This is a genomic window from Streptomyces seoulensis, assembly GCF_022846655.1.
Taxonomy (GTDB): Bacteria; Actinomycetota; Actinomycetes; order Streptomycetales; family Streptomycetaceae; genus Streptomyces.
Map to the genome: position 1 here is coordinate 1,975,005 of NZ_AP025667.1, position 21,762 is coordinate 1,996,766.

The window sequence follows — 21,762 nt, forward strand, 5'->3', positions numbered from 1 at the left end:
CATCCCGTGATCCGGATCACAGGGTTAGGCCGTGCACCTCCCTTGAGCCGCAAGGAGATCACACGATGCTGCCCTGGAAACAAGTGCTCAGACCGCTCGCCGCGCTGCTCCTGGCCGCCGGGCTCGCCACCGTCCCCGCCGCCACCGCCCACGCCGCCCCCAGCAGCGGCTGGAACGACTACTCCTGCAAGCCCTCCGCCGCCCACCCGCGTCCCGTCGTCCTCGTCCACGGCACCCTCGGCAACTCCGTCACCAACTGGGTGTCGCTCGCGCCGTACCTCAAGGAGCGCGGCTACTGCGTCTTCTCCCTCGACTACGGGCAACTGTCCGGCGTCCCCGTCTTCTACGGCCTCGGCCCCATCGACAAGTCGGCCGAGCAGTTGTCCGCCTTCGTCGACAAGGTGCTCACCGCCACCGGAGCCGCCAAGGCCGACCTGGTCGGCCACTCCCAGGGCGGCATGATGCCCCGGTACTACCTGAAGTTCCTCGGCGGAGCCGCCAAGGTGAACGCGCTCGTCGGGATCGCCCCCAGCAACCACGGCACCGACCTGAACGGCCTCACCAACCTGCTCCCGTACTTCCCCGGCGCCGAGAACCTGATCAAGGCCAGCACGCCCGCCCTCGCCGACCAGATCACGGGCTCGGCCTTCCTGACCAAGCTCAACGCGGGCGGCGACACCGTCCCCGGAGTGCACTACACCGTCATCGCCACCAAGTACGACGAGGTCGTCACCCCCTGGCGCACCCAGTACCTGACCGGCTCCGACGTCCGCAACGTCCTCCTGCAGGACCTGTGCCCGCTCGACCTGTCCGAACACGTGGCGATCGGCATCTTCGACCGCATCGCCTACCACGAGGTGGCCAACGCGCTCGACCCGTCCCGCGCCACCGCGACCAGTTGCGCGTCGGCCTTCAGCTGACGTGACTCGGGGCCCTGCCCGGCCTGAGCCGCCCGGCAGGGCCCCGCGATCGGAGGGGTGTTCAGCGTGCGGCGCGGTTCCGGCCCGTCGCGCGCTGGCGCACCGAGAGGAACAGCGCGGCCGAACCGAGGGCCAGGGCGGCCGCGCCGCCGATGGCCGCGTACGAGGTGCCGGCGGGGGCGCCGGTCTCCGCCAGTGGGACCGAAGTCCCCTCCGGCCGCAATGCGTTGGGCTCGGTGGCGGTGGGGGCCGGCTCCGCCGAGGTGCTCGGGTCGTCGTCGCCGTGGCCGTGGTGCTCCACCGTCGAACGGTCGGCGCCGGCCGCGATCTGCCGGTCCGAGGGCGCGGAGGCGGAGGGCGCGGGGGCGGCGGAACCGGGGGAGACGGGGGAGACGGCGGAGGTGACGGAGGGGCGCGGCGAGGGGGCGGGCGCGGACTTGACCGTGCCGGCCGTCGTCCCGCCGAAGTCCACGTCCGAGCAGGAGTAGAACGCCTCCGGGCTGTCCGAGCGCTGCCACACCGCGTACAGGAGCTGCCTGCCCGTACGGTCGGGGAGCGTGCCGGAGAACGTGTAGAAGCCGTCCGTGGCGACCGGGTCGGTGGCCTTCGCCACCGGGTGCTCCAGGTCCAGGTCGGACCAGGCCAGGGGCTTCGCCGGGTCGTAGCCGGGCTTGGTCGCGTAGACCTCGAAGGTGCCCTTGTGCGGGGCGGTCACCCGGTACTTGAAGGTGTACGAGCCGCTGTGCGCCTTCGTGGCCGGCCAGTCGGCGCGGGCCAGGTCGAGCCCCTTGAACTCCTCGTTCCCGGCGCTGCACAGTTCGCCGTCGGGGATGAGCTGCTGATGGCGGCCGCCCGCGTCGCCGATCCGGATGCCGTTCCAGTCGTACAGCGCCTGGGTGCCGCCCGCCGCCACGGCCGCCTGGCAGGCCGCCGACCTCGGGGACTCCGGGCCCTCCGCGAAGCACTGAGCGACCCGGCTGACCGGATCGCCCATCGAACCGTGCGCCGCCGCGGGTGCGGCGGCGAGCGCGGCCAGGGTGACCGGGGCCAGGCCGAGCGCGGCCGCGGTGGCGGCGGCCCGGAGCCGCGGCATCCGCTGCCCGCGCGGTGTCGAGGGCGTGGCGAAAAGCATCGGAACTCCTCGGAACGTACGGCCGGCCGACTGCCGGAAGGGGCTGCTCCCGTGGGGGGACGCTCAGAAACTAGCCCCGTCGACCGGTGGATCCGCCCGCTCCGAGCCGCTGGAGCCGATCTTTATGGTCGGCTTAAGGCGGTGCTCAGGCTGGGCTCAGGTCGCTACCGTGCCCGGCATGGACGATCACCTCGAACCCGCGGTCCGCGCGGCCACGGCCGCCGACCTGGCAGCCGTGCGCGCGGTCACCGACGCCGCCTACCACCCCTACATCGCGCGCATCGGTGTGGTGCCCCAGCCCATGGAGGCGGACCACATGGCCGACATCGCGGCGGGCCGCGTGTTCGTCACCGGGGAGCCGGTCGCCGGACTCGTGGTGGTCAGCGCCTTCCCCGACCACCTCTTCCTCGACAGCATCGCCGTCCACCCCGACGCCCACGGCCGGGGCGTCGGGCGCCGGCTGCTGCACTTCGTGGAGGCGCACGCCCGCGCCCTCGGCCTCCCCGAGATCCGGCTCCACACCAACGCGCTGATGTGGGAGAACCAGGAGATCTACCCCCGCTACGGCTACGAGCTGGTGGGACGCCGCGTCGACGGCCCCTACGACCGGCTCCACTACCGCAAGACGCTGAGTAGCTGACGGAAGGTCATTGTCGGTGGCGGATGGCACGCTTGTGGTCATGGACGACGCGAGCACGGGCGAGTGGACCGCCGGGACGGACGTGGACTGGGACGCCCAGGCCGCCGTCTTCGACGACGAGCCGGATCACGGGCTGCGGGCGCCCGAAATCCGGGCGGCGTGGGGTGAGCGGCTTCGCGGCTGGCTGCCCGAACAGCCCTCGGACCTGCTCGACCTGGGCTGCGGCACCGGCAGCCTGGCCCTCCTCGCCGCCGAACAGGGGCACCGGGTGACGGGTGTCGACGCCTCCCCGTCCATGGTCGAGCGGGCCCGCGCCAAGCTCGCCGGACGGGACGCGCGGGTGCTGTGCGGGGACGCGGCCGTGCCGCCGGTGCCGGAGGGCGGGTACGACGTGATCCTCGTCCGGCATGTGCTGTGGACGCTGCCCGGACCCGCCGAGGTGCTGCGGCACTGGCGCACCCTGCTGCGCCCCGGCGGGCGGTTCGTGCTGGTCGAGGGTGTCTGGGGGAGCCTCTCCCCGGTCGGCATGCCCGTCGACAAGGTCACCGGGCTGCTGGCGCCGCTCGCCCGGCGCATACGCGTGGAGCCGCTGTCCGACGATCCGCTGCTGTGGGGCAGGCCCGTCACCGACGAGCGGTACGCGGTGCTGGCCGAGGTGTGAGGCTCAAAGCAGGGCCGTGAGACCGTCCGCGCGGGCCAGCGCCTCCAGTTCGTCCAGGGCGGACCGGGCGGCGGCCGCTGCCCCGGGGTCTCGCTCCGTCAGACCGCTCGCGGCGAACTCGTCCTCGTCCAGGCGCAGTACGTCCCGGCCGTCGCCCGAGACCCACAGGTCCAGGTCGAGGTCCTCCACCAGGAGTTCGGCGCCGGAGCGGACGGCGGGGCGGGTGATGTCGCAGTACCAGCCCTTCAGGGTGCCGTCCTGGGCGCGGACCTCCTTCACCGCGTACCAGCGGTCCCGCCAGTAGTGCTCGGTGAACACGTCGCCCGGCTCGAAGCGCACGAACCCGAAGTCGCGCACGCCCGCGCCCGCCCAGGGGGCGCGCACCGACACACGGGTGCCGTCGTCCGCGAGCAGGGCCGCCGGGTAACGGATCTTCGTACGGCCCGCCTTGACGAGAACGATCTCCAACTCGTCCATCGTGTCAGCCGAGTTCGCGGACATACCGCACCTCCGTGGCGCAGAACTCGTAGCCGAGCCACTTGTTGATGGCGATCATCGGGCCGTTGCCCGCGTCGTTCCCGGTGAACGCCTCGGTGTGGCCGGCCGCGCGGGCCCGGTGCAGCGCATGGAGCTTGGCGAGCTTGGCCAGGCCCCGGCCCCGGTAGGCGCGGGAGGTACCCGTCATGGCGGTGAAGTAGCGGGAGCCGCCGTCGGTGTAGGCCACGCTGAACGCGACCGGGCGGCCGTCGGTGACCGCCACGACGGTCAGTCCGAGGTCCAGCAGCGGATGCTCCCAGGTCTCCTCCAGCCACGCCTCGTAGTCCGAGTAGGCGAGCGTGACCTCGCCGGGCTCGTCCGCCACCGTCTCCGCGTCCAGCTCGAACAGCGGACGCGGGTCGGCCGCGAAGTCGGCGGCCGTGCGCAGCTCCACGCCGGGCGGGGTGTCCGGCAGCGGCGGGAGGGTGCCGCCCGCCATGTCGAGACGGAGGAAGCGGGCCGGGCGGCCGGGCCGGTAGCCGTGCCGTTCGGCGAACCGCACGTTCGCGGGCTCGTCCACGACCCAGGAGTACAGCCGCGTGGCACCCAGCGAGCCGAGATACTCCTCGGCGGCGGCGACCAGCAGCCGCCCCGCACCCCGCCCGGTGCGGTCCGGGCGGACATGGACATTGACGTACGCCTGCCCCGGCTCCGTGCTGTCGTGCGCCAGCGCGACCTGCGCCGTCCCGATCACCTCGCCGTCCTCCTCCGCGACCAGCGAGCGGAACCGGGCGTCCGGGTGGCTGCGGGTGAGGACGTGACGCACCGAAGCGGGGGTGAACAGGATGTAGGGCAGCGCCAGCCGTCGTACCAGGGCGAAGCCCTCGGTGTCGGCCGGTACTTCGGGGCGCAGATCGCGCACGAGTACGGTCATGTGCACGCACCGTACGGGCGGGCCCGCCGGAGTGCCTCTCATTTTCCGCCGCGTACGGGAGAATCGGCCCTGTGAGCCTGAAGATCCACATCGATGACAGCGCGCCGCCGTACGAGCAGGTCCGGGCGCATATCTCCGAGCAGGCGCGGGCGGGCGTGCTCCCGGCCGGGTACCGGCTGCCCACCGTGCGCGGCCTCGCCGAGTCGCTCGGCCTCGCCGTGAACACCGTCGCCAAGGCGTACCGGGCGCTGGAGGCGGACGGGGTGATCGAGACCAGAGGCCGCAACGGCACCTACGTGGCCGCCGCCGGACCCGCCGCCACCCGCGAGGCGAGCACGGCCGCCCAGGCGTACGCCGAGCGGGCCCGGCGGCTCGGCCTCGACCACGACGAAGCCCTGGCCACCGTCCGCGACGCGCTGCGGGCGGCCTACGGCACCGACTGAGCGGCACTCACCGCCGCGCCCACGGCTCCGGCGTCCGCGTCACCTCGACCCCGGCCCGCCGGGCCAGGCTCCCGAACTCCGCCGCGTCCTTCACCGCCGCGCCCCTCGGGTCGTTGTTGAAGTACGCGTACACGTCCTGCCCCTCGGGCCAGGCCGAGGTGATGCGCTCCAGCCAGGACTCCAGCGCCTGTGTGCCGTAGCGCGGCCAGGGTTTGGCCCGGCCCCGGTGGAAGCGGACGTATCCCCAGTCGGCGGTCCGCCACAGCGGGCCGGCCGGGCGGCCCAGCTCGTCCGCCCAGCACAGGGCGGCCGCGCGGGCCTGGAGCACCTCGCGGGTCCGCGGCGTCCACCAGGAGTCGTGGCGCGGTTCGACCGCGACCCGGGTCTCCGCCGGGAAGCAGGCCAGGCAGGCGTCCAGCAGCGGGGGGTCCGCGCGCAGGGTCGGCGGGAGCTGGAGCAGGACCGGGCCCAGATCGGCGCCCAGACCCTCGGCGTGGCTCATCAGCCGGTGCACCGGTTCCTCCGGGTCCCGCAGCCGCTTGATGTGGGTCAGATAGCGGCTCGCCTTCACCGCGACCACGAAGCCCTCCGGCAGCCGGTCCCGCCACGCCTCGAAGTTCTCGCGGGACGGGAGCCGGTAGAAGGCGTTGTTCAGCTCCACCGTGGCGAACTGCTTCGCGTACTCCTCCAGCCACAGCCGCACCGGCACCCCCGCCGGGTACAGCACGCCCCGCCAGCTCTTGTACTGCCACCCCGACGTACCGACGAACAGGGTCATACATCCATGAAAGCATCCGGGCGCGGGCCGGACAGGCGGGCGGGCCGCGCCCACCGGAACGGCCCTTCCCGGCGTGCGGGCCCGCGCCGCTAGAGGTAGAGCCCCGCGTCCGTGCCGTCCCGCGCGCCCGGCACCGAGGTGGGGGCCGTGCCCCGGCGCAGCGCGTACAGCTCGGCCAGCGTCGCCCCCTCCCGGCCCAGCTCGCTCCCGTGCTCCGCGGCCTGGTCGCCGAGCCAGGTCACCGCCTCCGGCCGGGTCAGCGGGCCCACCTCGATCCGCGCCAGGCAGCGGCCGGGCCGGACCACGGCCGGGTGCAGCCGCTCCAGGTCCTCGTTGGTGGTGACGCCCACCAGGACGTTGCGGCCCTGGCCGAGCAGCCCGTCGGTCAGATTCAGCAGCCGGGACAGCGCCTGGCCCGCGGTGTGCCGGGCCTCGCCCCTGATCAGCTCGTCGCAGTCCTCCAGCAGGAGCAGCCGCCAGCGGCCCTTGCCCGTGCCGTCCTCCTCGCCGATGGCGATGTCCATCAGATAGCCCACGTCGGAGAAGAGCCGCTCCGGGTCCAGCACGCAGTCCACCTGGCACCACTCGCGCCAGGACCGGGCCAGCGTGCGCAGCGCGGAGGTCTTGCCGGTGCCCGGCGGGCCGTGCAGCAGCAGGAGCCGGCCCGCGATGTCCTCCGGCGTCGTCTTCATCAGGCGGTCCATCGCCTGGGCCACCGGCCCCGTGTAGTTGGCCCGCACCTCCTCCCAGGTGCCGGCCGCGATCTGGCGGGTGGTGCGGTGCGGGCCACGCCGGGGCGAGACGTACCAGAACCCCATCGTGACGTCGTCCGGCTGCGGGGCGGGCTCGTCGGCCGCGCCGTCGGTGGCCCGGCCGAGGACCTCCTCGGCGAGCTCGGCCGTGGTCGCCGTCACCGTGACGTCCGCGCCCCGGTTCCAGCGGGAGACCAGCAGGGTCCAGCCGTCGCCCTCCGCGAGCGTGGCGCTGCGGTCCTCGTCACGGGCCACCCGCAGCACGCGGGCACCCTCGGGCAGCAGGGTCGCCTCGGAGCGGACCCGGTCGATGTTGGCCGCCTGCGCGAACGGCTGCTCACCCGTGGCGAAACGGCCCAGGAACAGCGCGTCGACGACGTCGGAGGGCGAGTCGGAGTCGTCGACGTTCAACCGGATCGGCAGAGCGTCGTGCGGGTTCAGGGACATGCCGCCATGATCGGGCACCGGCGCACCGCGCGCACGGCAATTCCGCCGCTTGTCCCCAGGTGTTCCCAACTCGCGCCCGACGCCGGGATTCCGCCGTTACTGTGGAGCTGATGGGACGTCATCGGTGGTACACGGGGGCCCGGAGGTGGCGGATCACCGCCCTGCTCGGCGTGGGCGCGACCGCCCTCGCCCTGCTGGTGACCCTGCTGAACACACTCCCCGGACGCGGCGCCGACATACACGGCACCTCCCGCGAGGGCGACAAGGTGCACGGCACGCCCGCCGCTCCGTCCGGCCCCCTCCGCCCCTCCGTCGGCTGGGGCTTCACCCACACCCAGTACAGCGCCGACCAGGGCACCGGAAGCGACCGGGTCGCACGGCGGCTGAAGGGCGACGGCGGGCTCCCGCAGGACCAGGCCGTCATGGGCTGGGGCGCAGACAACCCCGAACCGGTGAAGGGGCGCTACGACTTCGGCGCCCTGGACCGCCGTATCGACTTCATCCGCGCCTCCGGCGGCACCCCTGTCATCACCCTGTGCTGCGCCCCGGACTGGATGAAGGGCGGCCGGGAGGGCGTCAACACCACCGACTGGAGCCAGGACTCGCTGGAGCGGGCGCCCGACCCGGAGCACTACCAGGACTTCGCCGACCTGGCCGGCACCGTCGCCCGCCGCTACCCGGACGTGCGCCACTTCGTCGTGTGGAACGAGTTCAAGGGCTTCTGGAACGAGTCGAAGGGCCGCTGGGACCACGAGGGCTACACCGAGCTGTACAACCTCGTGTACCGGGCGCTGAAGAAGGCCGACCCGGACAACCTCGTCGGCGGGCCCTACCTGCCCATGGACAGTGTCGACCCGCGCGCCTCCGACGCCTCCGACCGGGTCCGCGGCCCCTGGGGCGCCATGGACCAGCGGGTGCTGGACTCCTTCGACTACTGGAACGCCCACAAGGCCGGCGCCGACTTCGTGGTGGTCGACGGCTCCAGCTACACCAACGACGACGAACTGCTGCCGGACGCGTTCGCCGCCACCGCCAAGTTCACGGCCGTCGGCGAGTGGGTGCGCAGCCGCACCGGTGGCCTCCCGCTGTGGTGGGCCGAGTACTACGTGGAGCCCGCCGACGCCCAGGACCGCCGCCAGGGCTGGTCCGAGGAACGCCGGATCGCCGTGCACGCCACCGGACTGATCGCCATGGCCGAGGGCGGCGCCGAGTCCGGCTTCTACTGGAACCCGGAGAAGAAGAGCGGCCCCGGCTGCCCCGGCTGCCTGTGGACCCCGACCGGCGACACGGACGGCGGGCGGGAGCTGCCCATGTACGGCCTCGTCTCCCGCTTCGGCAAGGCGTTCCCGCCCGGCACCCGGTACGAGAAGGTGTCCGTCGCCGCCGACGACCGGCCCGACCTCCGTGTCCTGGCGAGCCGCGACACCGTGCTGGTGGTGAACACCCGGGACCGGCAGGTCAGCACACGTGTCGACGGCCGGCGGTTCTCCTTGCGCGGCTACGAGGTGAAGTGGCTCGACCGCTGAGCCGCCCCGCCCCTCAGCTCATCGTCAGGAACCGCTGCACCAGCGAGGCCAGCACCACCGCGAGCAGCGGCAGTGCGAACCAGAAACCGCCCTGCAGTCGGCGCAGCCCCCCGACACTCGGCCGGACCGCCACCCGCACCACCTCGCGCGCGGCCAGCAGCAGGATCAGCACACCCGCGGCCAGCGCGCCCACCACCGACCAGGGCGTCCAGGTGATCCGCGGCCCGATCGGACCGGGGTCCGGCGCCGGAACCGGCGCCGACGTGCCCCCGCGCAGCGCGTACACGGTCGCGTCGTCGTTCACCAGGACCTTGGACAGCTCCGCACGGGTGTCCAGCGTGCGGGTCAGCCGGGACTCCCACACCGCCGGATAGCCCGCGTCCAGCTCCAGATAGCGGACCTGACTCTCGTTGACGATCAGATACGAGTTCGGGCCCGCGTCCTTGAGCGCCTTGACCAGCCCGGACACCAGCACCGGGTCGGTCGGTGCGAGCGTCGGCACATAGGTCACCCGCTCCATGTCCCGCGCCCCCCAGGGCAGGGCCGGAGTCACGTCGTTCACCGTGTCCGTGGTCAGCCACAGCAGCCGTACGGTCGGCTCGTCGTGGGCGTACACCCAGTCCATCGCCGCGACCTCGCCGGTCCGGGTCCGCTCGAACGGTTCGTTGCCCCAGCGGGCCACCAGGAAACCGCCGATCAGCAGCAGCCCCGCGAGCAGCGCGGCCGGAGCGGCCAGGCTCACCCGGTCCCGCCCCCGCTCCTTCGCACTCGCCCCGGTACGCGGGAACAGGGCGAGCGCGCCCAGCAGGGCCGCGCCCGGCAGTGCGAACATGAAGACGCGCAGCGCCATCTCGCCGCCGTACGACTGCATGCCGAAGCCCAGGAACGGCACGAACGCCAGCACCAGCAGGGAGCGTTCGCGGTAGCCGTGTCCGCGCCGCCGCCACCAGCCCCAGCAGGCCAGCGCCAGCACCGAGCCGGCCAGCAGCACACGGGCGTAGAGCACCAGCTTGTGCGTCGAACTCCCGCCCTCGATACGACCGGAGACCGAGGTCGACACATTGCCGCCGACGCCGCCGAGCCCGCCGAACAGCTCGTCGAAGTGCCCCGACCAGTACGGCTCCGCCATGAAGCCGACCCACACCGCCACCACCACCGCGAACAGCAGCGGCAGGCCCCGCAGTTCGCACCGGCCGAGCAGCACCAGGGCCGTGAGCACCCCGAGCATCACGAACGGGGTGAGCTGGTGGGCCGGGACGCAGGCCAGGAACAGGCCGATCAACACCAGTAGCAGGACGACCCGTTGGCGCCGGTCGGTGGGCTCCACCTCGGCCTCACCGGGCCGGAACCGGGTCCAGATCATGTGCGGGGCCCGGAACCACACCAGCAGGACCGCCACGAACACCAGGTACAGCAGATAGGTGAAGCCCTGCGGGGAGAAGTAGTCCTGGCCGACCCAGCCGCTCAGGGCGAACAGCCACACCCCGGTCCACCGGGCCCGCCAGCTCGCACGCAGTGACCGGGTCAGCAGGAACATCGGTGCGAGATAGGCGAGTTGGATGGCCGTCGGCCACCAGCGGATCACCTCGGTGAAGTCGGAGACCCCGCACGCCTTCGCGGCGAACGCGATCACCGCGAAGAAGCCCGGCCAGCTCCAGCGGGCGTCCAGATCGGGCACCGTCGACCCCGTGCGGTCGATGTGGTCGAGGAACCCGAGGTGCTGCCAGGCCGTGGGGAACCTCGGCGCGCTCTCGATGGCGGCGGGCAGCGCGTGCAGCGACACCACGGTCGCCACCAGGGTGAGCAGCAGCAGCGCCCGGTGTTCCCGGCGCGTCCACAGCAGCGCGGCGAAGACCGTGACCAGCAGCGCCGCACCCACCAGCGTCGGCAGCGGCAGCACGGAGACCAGGCCGAGGCCGCCCATCCGGTCCAGGTCGGCGTCGGTCAGCCGCAGCGCGGGCACCCAGTAGAGCATCAGCGCCGCGACGAGGAGACAGCCGAGGACGACACCGGTGCGGGTGGGTGCCAGGGAGCGGAGGCGCGGGGGAGCGGGGCTTTCCACCCTCCCCGCGGGCGAGGGGCTTTCCCCCCTCGTCGCCGGTGCCCGTCCCTGTTCCGGCGGCGCCACTTCGGAGGGTGCGTCCACCGAGTCCACTTCTCCTGTCTCCTTGTCCGTCTCCGGGAGCACCGCCCAGGAGGGCGTCCGCCGGGTGGTGCGTACCCGGGTCGCCTCGCGCGGGCCGAGGTCGGCGAGGTCGCCGTCCGGGGCCGCGGTCACCGGGCCGGGCCGAATGACCTGCCACAGGCGCGGCGCCGCGACGGCCACGATCACCGCCAGGCTGGAGATCTCCGCGACCCCCGCGCCGGCCAGCCCCATCCGGGGCAGGAGCAGCAGGGTCAGACCCAGCACCAGCACGCACAACAGCCCCTGCAGCCAGGCGAGTCCGGCGGTCCGGCTCTGCGCCCGGAGCACCGCGAAATAGGTCTCCATCACCACCCGCAGCACCGCGCCGACCGCGAACCAGCGCAGCAGCGGGGTCGCCGCGTCCGCGTACCCCGCGCCGAACACGCCCAGGATCCACGGGGCGCCGACGAACAGCACGCCCGCGACCGGCAGCATGATCCGGGCCATCCGCTTCAGCGCCGCCCGGGTGTTGGCGGCCAGCCGCGCCGGGTCGTGCGAACCCTCCACGGTCAGCGAGGCGCCCATGTTGATGGCGAGCAGGTTGGTCGTGCCGCCGATGGTGGTGGTGATGTAGAAGTACGCGTTGTCCTCGGCGCTGACCTGCGAGGCGATGATCACCGGGACGAGGTAGACCACCCCGAGGGAGAACAGCGAGCCGGTGTAGTCGCCGGCGAGGAACCGGCCGATCTCCCGCAGCGTCGGCGGGCGGGTGCGCCCCTCGGTCGCCGCCGTGTGCCGGGGCACCAGCCGCCGGAACACCAGCCAGCCCAGCGGGATCACCGAGGTGGCGATGGCCGCGACCCAGGACACGAAGACACCGGCGGCCGGGATCGCCACCGCGAAGGCCACCAGCAGCCCCAGCTTCACCGCCGAGAAGACGGTGTTGCCCACCGGCACCCAGGGCGCGCTGCGCAGCCCGGTCAGCACCCCGTCCTGGAGGGTGAGCACGTTCCAGGCCACCACGGCCGCGACGAAGCCGAGCCCGCTCACCGGCCCGTGCAGGAACCGGTACGACGGCCCCCACACGTGCAGCGTCAGCAGGAACACCCCCGCCGCCACCGCCACCACCAGCGAAGACCCGGCGTACGTGCGGAAGATGAGCCGGGCGGTCGAGCGGCCGGCGACCGGGATGAAGCGAGCCAGGGCGCCGGTCAGGGTCACCGCGGTCAGCCCGGCGAGGAGCTTCATCGCGGCGATGGCGGCCGAGCCCTGCCCGACCGCCGACTCGGAGTAGTAGCGCGCCGCCGCCAGCCAGAAGCCGAGACCGAGGACGGCGGAGATTCCGGTGTTCAGCATCAGCGCGTAGGCGTTGCGGAACAACGGGTTGCCGCCGAACGCGCGCCCCAGCACGGGCAGTCGCGGGCGGCGCCCCGGCGTAGACACGGCCGGGGCGGCCTCTTGGGCGGTGGTCGTGTCAGACACGGGAGCGGATGGCCTTCCGGCAGACCTGGCGTGCTCTTCGCACGAGTGCGTATCCCTTGGTCAGAGCCCGGTCCCGGGCGAAGTCCCGTGTGACGGAACGGCCCTGGAGCAGCCGCTCGAACTCCGCCGCACCCGTGCTCCGTCGCACGGTGACCCGGCGCAGCGCGTACGGACCCTGCCCGCGCCGGGCCAGCGCGTTGCCCACCGCGAGCGCCTGGGTGTACCCCGCCTCCCGCACGGCTCGGCGCACCCGGCGGCTGGAGTAGCCGTAGGGATAGGCGAAGGACTCCGGGCGCGTGCCCAGTTCGTCGGTGAGGATGGCGGTGCTGTGCTCCAGCTCGGCGTCGAGCGCGGCGTCGTCCAGTTGGTCGAGCTGGGGGTGGCTGTGGCTGTGGCCGCCGATCTCGACCCCGTTGTCCGCGAGTTCGCGCACCTGGGCCCAGTCGAGCATGGCGTCCAGGCCGCCTCCGGTGTCGTGCGGGCCCCTGATCCAGCCGGTGGAGGCGAACAGGGTGGCTGCGAAGCCGTGTTCGGCGAGCACCGGGAGGGCGTGCCGGTGGACGCCCTCGTAGCCGTCGTCGAAGGTGATCAGCACCGGCCGGGCGGGCAGCGGGCGCCGGTAGCGCCAGTGGGCCGCGAGCCCCGCGGTGGTGAGCGGGGTCAGGCCCAGCTCGCCGATCAGCGCCATCTGCTCGGCGAACGCCTCCGGGGCGACCGAAAGGGCACGGGTGGCGTCGTTGGGTGCGGCCGCCACCGCGTGGTACATGAGGATCGGTACGGCCGGCCCGGTCATCCGCCCACCTCCACCGGGGGCACCGCGAACCGGGCCCCGCCGCGCCGGGCGCGCACACTGCCGACCACATAGCCGCCGGCCGCGGTGAGCACGCCCGCGACGATGGCGCCCGCACGTCCCGCGCCGCCCGGCCGGGCGAGCAGGGCGTCGCGCAGACCACGCGCGATCCCGGCGGGCAACACCCGTGTGGTGTAACGGCGTTCGGACTCCAGCCCCTTCGCCGCACCCACACTCCGCGCCACCAGCGCCTTGGACAGGCCCTCGGCGTAGGCGCGGGTGCGGAAGTAGGCGAAGCGCTCGCGGGCCTCGGGCACCCGGTGGTGGATCACCGCGCGGTCGTCGATGAGGAGCACGGCGTCGGGCCGGGCCCGGGTGAGCCGGATGCACAGCTCCGTCTCCTCGCAGCCCAGCGGGCGGCGGTCCCCGTCGCGGCCGATACCGGTGGCGAAACCGCCCGCCGCCGCGAACGCGGTACGCCGGAAGGAGGCGTTGCCGCCCAGCACGTTGCGGACCCGGACCCGGCCGGGCGGCAGGCCCCGGTACGTACAGCCCACCACCCAGTCGAACTCCTCCGGGAACCAGGCCGGCCGCCGACCCGACGCCCACACGGGTTCCGTCCGGCCGCCGACCGCCAGCACGCGCGGGTCGGCGTACCCCTCGGCGAAGCGGCGCAGCCAGTCCCGCTCGGCCACGGCGTCGTCGTCGAGGAAGGCGATCACCTCGCCGCGGGAGGCGGCGACCCCGGTGTTGCGGCCCGCGGACAGGCCGCGGGGACCCGCGTTGGCGAGCACCCGGACCGGCCCTTCCGCCGCCGGCTCCTTGTACTCGTGGGCCAGCCGGTCCAGCAGGGCGGCGTTGTGGTCCACGACGAGGAGCGTCTCCAGCGCCGGGTGGGACTGGGCGCGCACCGAGGCGACCGCCGCGAGGATGTCCTCCCAGCGGTCCTCGGTGTACACGCAGATCACCACGGAGATGTCCGGAGCGGTCAAGACGCCGCTCCTCGACGGGAGTCCGCCAGCGGCGAGCGGCGACCCCGGCGCAGCGCACGGCGGTTGGAGCGCTCCTGGAGGATGACCCTGAGCACCCGCAGACCGTCCCGCACGGCGCGCAGGTTGCTGGTGCCGTGGATGCGGAGGTACTCGTGGCTGGGGATCTCCTGCACCTTCAGCCCGGCCTTGACCACTCTGATGTTCATCAGGGTCTCGACCTCGAAGCCGGTGCAGTCCAGGTCGATCTTGTCCAGGCAGTGCCGCCAGAAGGCGTTGTAGCCGTAGCAGAGGTCGGTGTAGCGGGCGCCGAACTTGCGGTTGACGACCGTGCACAGCGCCCAGTTGCCGAGCTTGCGGATGAAGGTCATGTCGTCGGTGCCGCCGCCGTTGGCGAAGCGGGAGCCCTTGGCGAAGTCGGCGCCGGAGACCAGCGCGGAGACGTAGGAGACGATCTCGTTGCCGTCGGCCGAGCCGTCCGCGTCGACCATCACGATGATGTCGCCGGAAGCCGCCTCGAACCCGCTGATCAGGGCGTCCCCCTTGCCCTTGCCGCGCTGTGCGACGACCTTCACGTCCGGCCACAGCGAACGGGCCACGTCCACGGTGTCGTCGGTGGAGTCGCCGTCGACCAGGACCACTTCGTGGATCCAGTCCGGCAGCGTCTTGAACACGTACGGCAGGTTCTCCGCCTCGTTCATGGCGGGGATCACCACGCTCACCGGCGGAGTGATCGCCAGATGTGAGGAGATGGGCCGGTAGTGGGCCGCGAGCAGCGGCTCCCGGTCCGGACCCGGCGTGCGCAGAACAGAACTCATGACTGTGTCCCTCTCGTCCGGTGGACCGCCCGCCCCCGGGCGGCCCGGTTGTGTGTCCGGTTCGAAAGGGGGGTTCTCGTCCCTGGTCGCGGCACGGCGGAACGACTCTCCGCGCCGGGAAGACGAGCTGGCAAAGCTGACCGGGCCCCCGAAGAGACCGAGGACATCCGGTCGCGCGGCACGGCTCGGTCACCTGGTACGGCCACCGAGCACGGCACCCCCCTACCGCGCCTCACCCCGGTACGTCACGGCTCCGAGCCCTCCCCTGAACCATGTGGCGACGGACCGATCTGGGTGAGATGTACGACGGTATTGACGATAGAAGCAGAATGGCAAGACCTGGACGTGGTCTCACGATTCAGTTGGTTTGGCCGTTACGGAACTTTGGCCTGTTTTACTCCTTCCGGAGGTCGTTCCCGTGAAGGCGCCCGCCGCCGTACGCGGGTGGCCAGGAGGAGCAGCAGGCTGAGCACGGCCACGGCGGTGATCCCGCCGGTCACCGACCAGCGGTGCACGGTCAGCATGGCCTGGGCGACCAGCATGTCGAGCGCGACCGCGCCCGCGAGCGCGGTGGCGAGCCGGCCGAAGGGGTCCAGCCCGCGCAGCGCCACGGCGATCGCCAGGGCGGGTGCGGCGAGCAGGAAGAAGAGCGCGCACGGTCCGCGCAGCGGTGAGCCGGAGTCCATGAGCGCGAGCAGCGCGCCGCACGCGGCGATGCCGGTCGCGGCTCCGGCGAGCAGCGGTGACAGGTCCCTCCCCGGTCCCGCCCGCTCTCTGCCTTCACCATCTGCCGTGGTTCTGTTGCCAGTTGAGGACCGCATGGGCCGACTTTGCCCCCCGACGCGCCGGATGCCGGGCTTCAATGTGGCTCAGCCGCTCCGAGGCCGTCAAGACGACCCCTCCCCGCATACCCCTTCTGGGGAAATCTGCCCGAACCGGCCTACGTCATGTGCTATGTGGCGGGTCGTCAACAGATCGGAGGCGTACCCGCAATATGCGGGACGGTGAGGGTCCGGGGCTGATCCTGTCGACGCGTGGTTGAGGGCGAAATTGTTTTGGCATGGACACTTCCCGTCAACGCGCGTAGCTGGTACCAAAGTTGTGGCAGAGATCCTGCTAAAGGGAGGTTCCATGAGACGTACCCGAATTGCGGCATACGTGACTTCACTCCTCCTCGCCACCGGCCTCACCTTCGCCGGTGCCGCTCCCTCGCAGGCCGCCACCGGCGGCTACGTGGCGCTCGGCGACTCCTACTCCTCCGGGGTCGGATCGGGCAGCTACATCAGCTCCAGCGGCGACTGCGACCGCAGCACCAAGGCGTACCCCTACCTGTGGAACGCCGCGCACGGCCCGTCCTCGTTCGCCTTCAACGCCTGCTCGGGCGCCCGCACCGACGACGTCCTCGCGGGGCAGCTCGGCTCGCTCAACTCCTCGACCGGCCTGGTGTCCATCACCATCGGCGGCAACGACGCCGGCTTCGCCGACGTCATGACCACCTGTGTCATCCAGTCCGACAGCACCTGTCTGTCCCGGATCAACACCGCCCGCGCCTACATCGACTCCACGCTGCCCGGCAAGCTCGACGCCGTGTACAACGCGATCACGGCCAGGTCCCCCTCCGCCCGCGTGGTGGTCATCGGCTACCCGCGCTTCTACCTCCTCGGCCAGAGCTGCCTCGGCCTCTCCGAGACCAAGCGCTCCGCCATCAACAGCGCGTCCGACTACATGAACAGCGCCATCCAGAAGCGCGCCCAGGCCCACGGCTTCGTCTTCGGCGACGTCCGCACCACCTTCACCGGCCACGAGATCTGCTCCAGCAACTCCTGGCTGCACAGCGTCAACTGGACCAACATCGGCGAGTCGTACCACCCGACCGCGGCCGGACAGTCCGGCGGCTACCTCCCCGTGCTCACCAACGCCGCCTGAGCCACGCGGTCCGCGAGGGTGAGCCCGTCAAGAAGAGCCGTCCGGGACTCACTCGTACGAGTGAAATCGCAAGGCTGAAATCGCAAGGCTGAGAACGCAAGGCGAACGTCCAGGGCGGTCCTGCCGGTTCCCCGTGTCAGGGTGTGCCCGAGGCTGAAGCGGAGGCCCCGCCCGTCGGGGTCTCCGTCGCCGTGCGGCACGTCACCGAGAACGGCACCTCCTCGGACGTGACCCGCACCGGCTCGCGCACCTCCACGGCGAGCGCGTTCCGCGAGGTGCCGTCCTCGTCCTTTGTCCGCACGGTCACCCGCGCCTGCTTCGTCCGCTCCCCGCCCTCCGGGAACGACAGCGTGCGCCACTCCTCGCCCTCGAACGAGCCGCGCCGCAGCTTCCACCGGTAGCGCACCTCCGCGGGCAGCCTGCCCACGGTGAACGTCGCCGTGAACACCGGGGATCCGGTGTCCGGCGGCGGGCAACTCCCCTCGTACTCCGTGTGAGTGCCGGTCAGCGCGACCCGGACCGACTGCGCGGGCTCGCTGCTCGGCGAGGCGCTGCTCCTCGTCGGGGACGGTGAGTGGCTGGTCGGCGTGGGGTTCGGGGAGCGGGGCCCGTCCGTCGTCAGGGTCGGGCTCGGACTGCTCCCGCCCTCGTTCCGGTCGCCGTCGTCCCGGTTCAGCAGGGTGTACGTCAGACCGGCCAGCGCGAGCGCCAGGGCGAGCACCCCGACGACCAGGACCACGCCCGCGCGACGGTTGCGTACCGGTGGGCCGGGGTCGGGCTCCGGCTCCGGGAGCGGGACGGTCGGCGGCGGTGGCGGGACGTACCGCACCCGGGTCGTGGACGTGCCCCCGGCCGCGATCAACCGCAGTTCCCGCATGGCCTGTTCGGCGGGCAGCCGGTCGCCCGGCTCCTTGCGCAGCAGGCCCTCGACGACCGGGGTCAGCGGGCCCGCCCGGTGCGGGGGCGGCAACGGTTCGTCCACCACCGCGCGCAGGGTGGAGATCGGGGTGTCGTGGCGGAACGGGGAGCCGCCCTCCACCGCCGCGTACAGCAGCACGCCCAGGGACCACAGGTCCGACTCGGGGCCCGGGGTCCGGCCCAACGCCCGCTCCGGGGAGAGGAACTCGGGCGAGCCGATCACCTCTCCGGCCATGGTCAGCGCCGAGCTGCCCTCCACCGAGGCGATCCCGAAGTCGGTCAGCACCACGCGGCCGTCGTCGGCCAGCAGGACGTTGGCCGGCTTCACGTCGCGGTGCAGCACGCCGACGTCGTGCGCGGCGCGCAGCGCGTCCAGCACCTCCGCGCCGACGCGGGCGGCGTCCGGCACGGACAGGGGGCCCGACGTCTCCAGCATGTCGGCGAGGGACCGGCCGCGCACCAGCTCCATCACGATCCAGGGGCGGCCGCCCTCCATCGCCACGTCGTACACCGTGACCACGTTGGCGTGGGCCACCCGGGCCGCCGCCCACGCCTCGCGTTCCAGGCGGGCGTACATCCGGTCCACCTCGGGCGCGGGCAGCCCGGCCGGGGCCCGCACCTCCTTGACGGCCACCTCGCGGTGCAGCACCTCGTCGTACGCGCGCCACACCGTGCCCATGCCGCCCTCGCCCAGCGGGGACAGCAGACGGTAGCGGCCCGCGATCAACCGATCGCGTCCCTGCTCTTCGGACACGGGCGCCCCCCACGGCAAGTCGCGCGATTCCTGAACAAAGTAGCTCAGCCGAAGGCGGTTGCGACCCCCTTGAGCATCAATCCGGCGCCCAGCAGGAGCACGGCCAGCGCCGACGCCAGCGGGATCGTGCGGCGGAGCAGCGCGGCCGCCGGGCGGGTGGGGCCCGCCGGGTTCCGGTCCAGCAGCCGTCCGGCCACCGAGCCCAGCCGGACCACGGCGAAGCCGGCCGCCGTCAGCGTCAGCGCGAGTCCGGCGCCGTACGCCACGACCAGCAGCAGCCCGAACCATGCCTGCCCGAGCGCCGCCGCGCCGACCAGGACGACCACGGCGGAGGGGCTGGGCACCAGACCGCCCGCGAAGCCGAGCAGGATCGTGCCCCTCAGGGTGGGGGCGGTGGGGTGGGAGTGGGTGTGGCCGCCGTGGGTGTGGACGAGGGTGTGGGGGTGCGCGTGGGGGTGGTCGTGGGCGTGACCGTGGTCGTGGGTCTGGGTGTGTGCGTGGGTGTGGTCGTGGGTCTGGCCGTGTGCGTGGGTGTGGTCGTCGTCGTGTGAGTGGCTGTGCGGGTGGTGGTGGTTGGCCATGTGTGGGGTGTCGCCATGTGAGCTCGGGACATGTGCGGTGTCCCCATGTGGGCTCGACACATGTGCTCCCGCCCCATGGTGCGTATGCACATGGTCCCCCTCACCCCCCTCACCATGGGCCCCGCCCACCAGCGCCAACGCCCGCACCTCCGCCGCCGCCCCGGTGTGCCCGGCCCCGGACGACGGGACGTGTTCGTGCGTATGCGCCGCCTCGGCCGCCCGCGCCCGCCAGGCCCGTCGGAGGAGGTTGGCCCCCGCGCCGAGGACCAGGGCGCCGCTGGCCACGCCCAGCCAGGCGACCACCGAGGGCGTGGCGGCGGAACCGGCCGTGACGAGCAGCCCGAGGGCGATCACGCCGAGGGTGTGGGTGACGGTGACCGAGGCCGCCAGCGGGAGCACGTCCCGCAGCCTGGCCCGGCCGCCGCGGGCCGCCGCGGCGGCGGCCATCAGGGTCTTGCCGTGCCCCGGAGCGAGGGCGTGGGCCGCGCCGAGGCCCACCGCGATGAGCAGCGCGAGCGCGGCGAAGCCGAGGGTGAGGTCACGCCGGGCGACCAGGTCGTTCAGGGCTTGGGTCCAGCGGTCGGCGCCGCGCGGCAGCACCGAGGCGCCCGGCGCGTCCCGTTCCGGTGTCAGAGCGGTCCCGCCGGGCCGGAGCGTGAGCCGGGCGGCGGAGGTGTCCGCGGGGGAGGACAGCAAGTCGGCCGGATAGGTGGTGAGTTCATGCGAGACGGACTTCCCCGGCACGTCGGACCGGCTCAGCGTCATACGGTCGCCGCGCGCGGTGATCTCCCGCCATCCCGGCCCGGAGGACAGACCCGCGCTGCGGAAGCCGAGGCTCACGGTCGCGCCCTTCGGCAGCGGGGCCGACTCCGCGCACTCCAGGCGCAGGGTGTCCAGCCCGGCCTGACCGGGCCGCAGCGTGGCCCGCGCGGTGGAGACGGTGAGCGTGACACGCCTTCCGTCCACGGTGAGTTCACTGCCCCGCGCCGCCTCCGCGCAGCGCCGCTCGGCCCACCCGGCGGTGCCGAGCCGTTCCAGGTCCGGCTTGGCCTGCGTCGCCGGTATCTCCGCCAGGTCCTCGACATGGGTGACCCGGAGCAGGCCGGGAGCGGCGACCAGGCCGTCGTACCGGTTGACGGTGAAGTTGCCCAGGGGATGCGCGTCCGCCGCCGGGGCCGAGCCGAGCAGGACGGCACCGGCACCGGCGAGGACGGCGAGAGTACGGCGGAGCTTCACTTGGCCGCCTCCAGTGCCTTGCGGGCCTCGGCGGCACCCAGCGGGGAGAAGCCGGGGTTCAGCTTCAGCGCCGCCGCCAGTGAGGCACGGCCCTCCTTGGTGTGGCCGGTGGCAAGTTCGACGACGCCCCGGTGGTAGAGGAAGGACGTGTTGCGGTAGCCGGTGGCGGTGGCCTCGCGGGCGTGCCGCAGCGCCTCCTCGTCGTGGCCGTTCACGTGCAGCGCCCAGGCGAGGGCGTCGGCCGTGTGGACCGTGTGCCTGCGGGCCCACTCGGCACGGGCAGCGCGCAGGGCGGCCGCCTTGTCGCCGTGGTCGGCGGCGGCCAGCGCGGTGTCGAGGTCGGCGTCGACCCCGTTGGCGCGGGCCAGCGCGATCCACGCCCGGACCAGCGTGTACTGCGCGCGCGCCTTCGCCTGGTCACCGGCCGCGCCTCGGGCCTCGTACAGCTCGCCGAGCGCGACCAGCGGGCCGGGCAGCGGGGCGCGGGCGACCACGGCCTCCAGTCCCTCGACGGCGGCGGCCCGCCGACCGCTCGCCGCCTGGGCGCGGGCCCGGCCCTCCAGCGCGGGGAGGTAGGTGTCGTCGGCCGCGAGGGCGCGCGCGTAGTACGTGAGGGCGTCCTTGTAGTCGCCCTGGTTCCAGGCGAGTTGGCCGAGCTGGGTGGCCACGTAGGCGATGTCTCCGGGCGAGGTGGCGCCGGCCAGTGCCTGTCGCAGGACGCGCCGGGCCGTGGTGACGTCGCCGCGCAGCTCGTGCACGTACGCGTACCGGGTGAAGACGGGGGTGCCCGGCTTTCGGGCGTCGGCGGTGTCGGCGGCCCGCTCCGCCTCGGAGTACCGGCCGAGCTCGACCAGGGCGTCGATCCGGGAGCACAGGGCGCGTTCGTCGTAGGGGTTGTGCTTCAGCGCCCGGTCCGCGTCGGCGAGGGCGCCCTTGAAGTCGTGGCGGGCGGCGGCGAGGGCGGCCCGGCCGGCCAGTGCCTCGTCGTTGCCGGGGGAGAGTGCGAGGGAGCGCTTCAGGGCGGCCTCGGCCTGCGGGTACCGGGCCGGGTCGCCCTTGGTGCGTGCCTGTTCGACATAGGCGAGGGCGAGCGTGGCCCAGCCGTCGTGGTCCTTCGGCTGCGCGCGGAGATGGGCCTGGAGCGCGGTGACGGCCGCGTCCGGGTCGCCACCGGCCAGCGCGCCGGGGTCCACGGCGGCGGCGGAGGCGGCGGCCGGAGCCGCCCGCCCGTCGTCCCGCGCCGCCCCGAACGCGACCGCGCCGCCGGTCAGCGCGACGGCCAGCAGGGCGGCGGAGCACACCCGCCGGAACGTCCGGCGCCGACCCGCGCCCGCGGGCGCGTTCTCGCCGGTCCCGGCCGGCGCTCCGCCGGCCGCCTCGCCACCGCTCGTGTCCGGGGCGTCATTCCTACGCGGGCCCATGCCCTCTCCTAG

General features: G+C 73.2%; 19 protein-coding genes. 6 read left to right on the forward strand and 13 right to left on the reverse strand.

The annotated features are described in order from the left end of the window. Positions 1–65: 65 nt before the first annotated feature. A complete protein-coding gene (locus HEK131_RS09050) occupies positions 66–920 on the forward strand; it encodes an esterase/lipase family protein (RefSeq protein ID WP_244334322.1) in 855 nt (284 codons plus the stop codon). Between the two features lie 61 nt (positions 921–981). On the opposite strand, the gene HEK131_RS09055 is transcribed toward HEK131_RS09050, so the two are convergent. Beyond that, positions 982–2,013: a lytic polysaccharide monooxygenase auxiliary activity family 9 protein gene (locus tag HEK131_RS09055; RefSeq protein WP_244451972.1), complete on the reverse strand. Its 1,032-nt coding sequence runs from the start codon at positions 2,011–2,013 to the stop codon at positions 982–984. 217 nt (positions 2,014–2,230) lie between these two features. Here HEK131_RS09055 and HEK131_RS09060 point away from each other — a divergent pair, with 217 nt between their 5' ends. Both HEK131_RS09060 and HEK131_RS09065 read left to right on the forward strand, forming a co-directional pair. Then, entirely contained in the window at positions 2,231–2,692 is a 462-nt protein-coding gene (locus HEK131_RS09060) for a GNAT family N-acetyltransferase (RefSeq protein WP_244334323.1), read from the forward strand. A 40-nt stretch (positions 2,693–2,732) separates the two neighbouring features. After that, entirely contained in the window at positions 2,733–3,353 is a 621-nt protein-coding gene (locus HEK131_RS09065) for a class I SAM-dependent methyltransferase (protein ID WP_244334324.1), read from the forward strand. A gap of 3 nt (positions 3,354–3,356) precedes the next feature. Here HEK131_RS09065 and HEK131_RS09070 read toward each other — a convergent pair whose 3' ends face one another. Together HEK131_RS09070 and HEK131_RS09075 are read right to left on the reverse strand one after the other, a co-directional pair. Continuing rightward, positions 3,357–3,854 carry a DUF402 domain-containing protein gene (locus HEK131_RS09070; RefSeq protein WP_244334325.1) on the reverse strand — a complete coding sequence of 166 codons (498 nt, stop codon included), beginning with the start codon at positions 3,852–3,854 and terminating at the stop codon, positions 3,357–3,359. Next, positions 3,835–4,764 (reverse strand): GNAT family N-acetyltransferase, encoded by a 930-nt coding sequence (locus HEK131_RS09075; protein WP_244334326.1) that lies wholly within the window; start codon positions 4,762–4,764, stop codon positions 3,835–3,837. Before HEK131_RS09075 ends, HEK131_RS09070 begins: the two co-directional genes overlap by 20 nt. A gap of 71 nt (positions 4,765–4,835) precedes the next feature. Here HEK131_RS09075 and HEK131_RS09080 point away from each other — a divergent pair, with 71 nt between their 5' ends. Beyond that, entirely contained in the window at positions 4,836–5,207 is a 372-nt protein-coding gene (locus HEK131_RS09080; protein ID WP_244334327.1) for a GntR family transcriptional regulator, read from the forward strand. A gap of 7 nt (positions 5,208–5,214) precedes the next feature. Here the strand turns inward: HEK131_RS09080 and HEK131_RS09085 are convergent, their stop codons facing one another. Together HEK131_RS09085 and HEK131_RS09090 are read right to left on the reverse strand one after the other, a co-directional pair. Beyond that, on the reverse strand, positions 5,215–5,985 hold the full coding sequence (locus tag HEK131_RS09085; protein WP_244334328.1) for a DUF72 domain-containing protein: 771 nt from the start codon (positions 5,983–5,985) through the stop codon (positions 5,215–5,217). Between the two features lie 89 nt (positions 5,986–6,074). Next, positions 6,075–7,184, reverse strand: a complete 1,110-nt coding sequence (locus HEK131_RS09090; protein WP_244334329.1) for a DUF5925 domain-containing protein — start codon at positions 7,182–7,184, stop codon at positions 6,075–6,077. Positions 7,185–7,294: 110 nt separating this feature from the next. Here HEK131_RS09090 and HEK131_RS09095 point away from each other — a divergent pair, with 110 nt between their 5' ends. Beyond that, positions 7,295–8,710 (forward strand): GH39 family glycosyl hydrolase, encoded by a 1,416-nt coding sequence (locus HEK131_RS09095; protein WP_244334330.1) that lies wholly within the window; start codon positions 7,295–7,297, stop codon positions 8,708–8,710. Positions 8,711–8,723: 13 nt separating this feature from the next. Here the strand turns inward: HEK131_RS09095 and HEK131_RS09100 are convergent, their stop codons facing one another. The 5 genes from HEK131_RS09100 to HEK131_RS09120 all read right to left on the reverse strand — a co-directional run bounded on the left by HEK131_RS09100 (position 8,724) and on the right by HEK131_RS09120 (position 15,735). Continuing rightward, positions 8,724–12,317 (reverse strand): lipopolysaccharide biosynthesis protein, encoded by a 3,594-nt coding sequence (locus tag HEK131_RS09100; RefSeq protein ID WP_244334331.1) that lies wholly within the window; start codon positions 12,315–12,317, stop codon positions 8,724–8,726. Further along, on the reverse strand, positions 12,310–13,110 hold the full coding sequence (locus tag HEK131_RS09105; protein ID WP_244334332.1) for a polysaccharide deacetylase family protein: 801 nt from the start codon (positions 13,108–13,110) through the stop codon (positions 12,310–12,312). The genes HEK131_RS09100 and HEK131_RS09105 overlap by 8 nt, the downstream gene beginning before the upstream one ends. Next, positions 13,107–14,099 carry a glycosyltransferase family 2 protein gene (locus HEK131_RS09110; RefSeq protein WP_244334333.1) on the reverse strand — a complete coding sequence of 331 codons (993 nt, stop codon included), beginning with the start codon at positions 14,097–14,099 and terminating at the stop codon, positions 13,107–13,109. Before HEK131_RS09110 ends, HEK131_RS09105 begins: the two co-directional genes overlap by 4 nt. Then, entirely contained in the window at positions 14,096–14,914 is an 819-nt protein-coding gene (locus HEK131_RS09115; RefSeq protein WP_217465459.1) for a glycosyltransferase family 2 protein, read from the reverse strand. The genes HEK131_RS09110 and HEK131_RS09115 overlap by 4 nt, the downstream gene beginning before the upstream one ends. Positions 14,915–15,288: 374 nt before the next feature. Further along, entirely contained in the window at positions 15,289–15,735 is a 447-nt protein-coding gene (locus HEK131_RS09120; RefSeq protein ID WP_347881850.1) for a hypothetical protein, read from the reverse strand. Positions 15,736–16,045: 310 nt separating this feature from the next. On the opposite strand from HEK131_RS09120, the gene HEK131_RS09125 reads away from it, so the two are divergent. Continuing rightward, positions 16,046–16,840 (forward strand): SGNH/GDSL hydrolase family protein, encoded by a 795-nt coding sequence (locus tag HEK131_RS09125; protein WP_217465460.1) that lies wholly within the window; start codon positions 16,046–16,048, stop codon positions 16,838–16,840. 136 nt (positions 16,841–16,976) lie between these two features. Here the strand turns inward: HEK131_RS09125 and HEK131_RS09130 are convergent, their stop codons facing one another. From HEK131_RS09130 to HEK131_RS09140, 3 genes are read right to left on the reverse strand one after another with little or no spacing between them, the layout of a single operon-like run. Next, entirely contained in the window at positions 16,977–18,512 is a 1,536-nt protein-coding gene (locus HEK131_RS09130) for a serine/threonine-protein kinase (protein ID WP_244334334.1), read from the reverse strand. A 44-nt stretch (positions 18,513–18,556) separates the two neighbouring features. Further along, positions 18,557–20,329, reverse strand: coding sequence for a nickel transporter (locus tag HEK131_RS09135; RefSeq protein ID WP_244334335.1), 1,773 nt, complete (start codon positions 20,327–20,329; stop codon positions 18,557–18,559). After that, positions 20,326–21,750, reverse strand: a complete 1,425-nt coding sequence (locus HEK131_RS09140; protein WP_244334336.1) for a tetratricopeptide repeat protein — start codon at positions 21,748–21,750, stop codon at positions 20,326–20,328. The genes HEK131_RS09135 and HEK131_RS09140 overlap by 4 nt, the downstream gene beginning before the upstream one ends. Positions 21,751–21,762 lie beyond the last annotated feature (12 nt).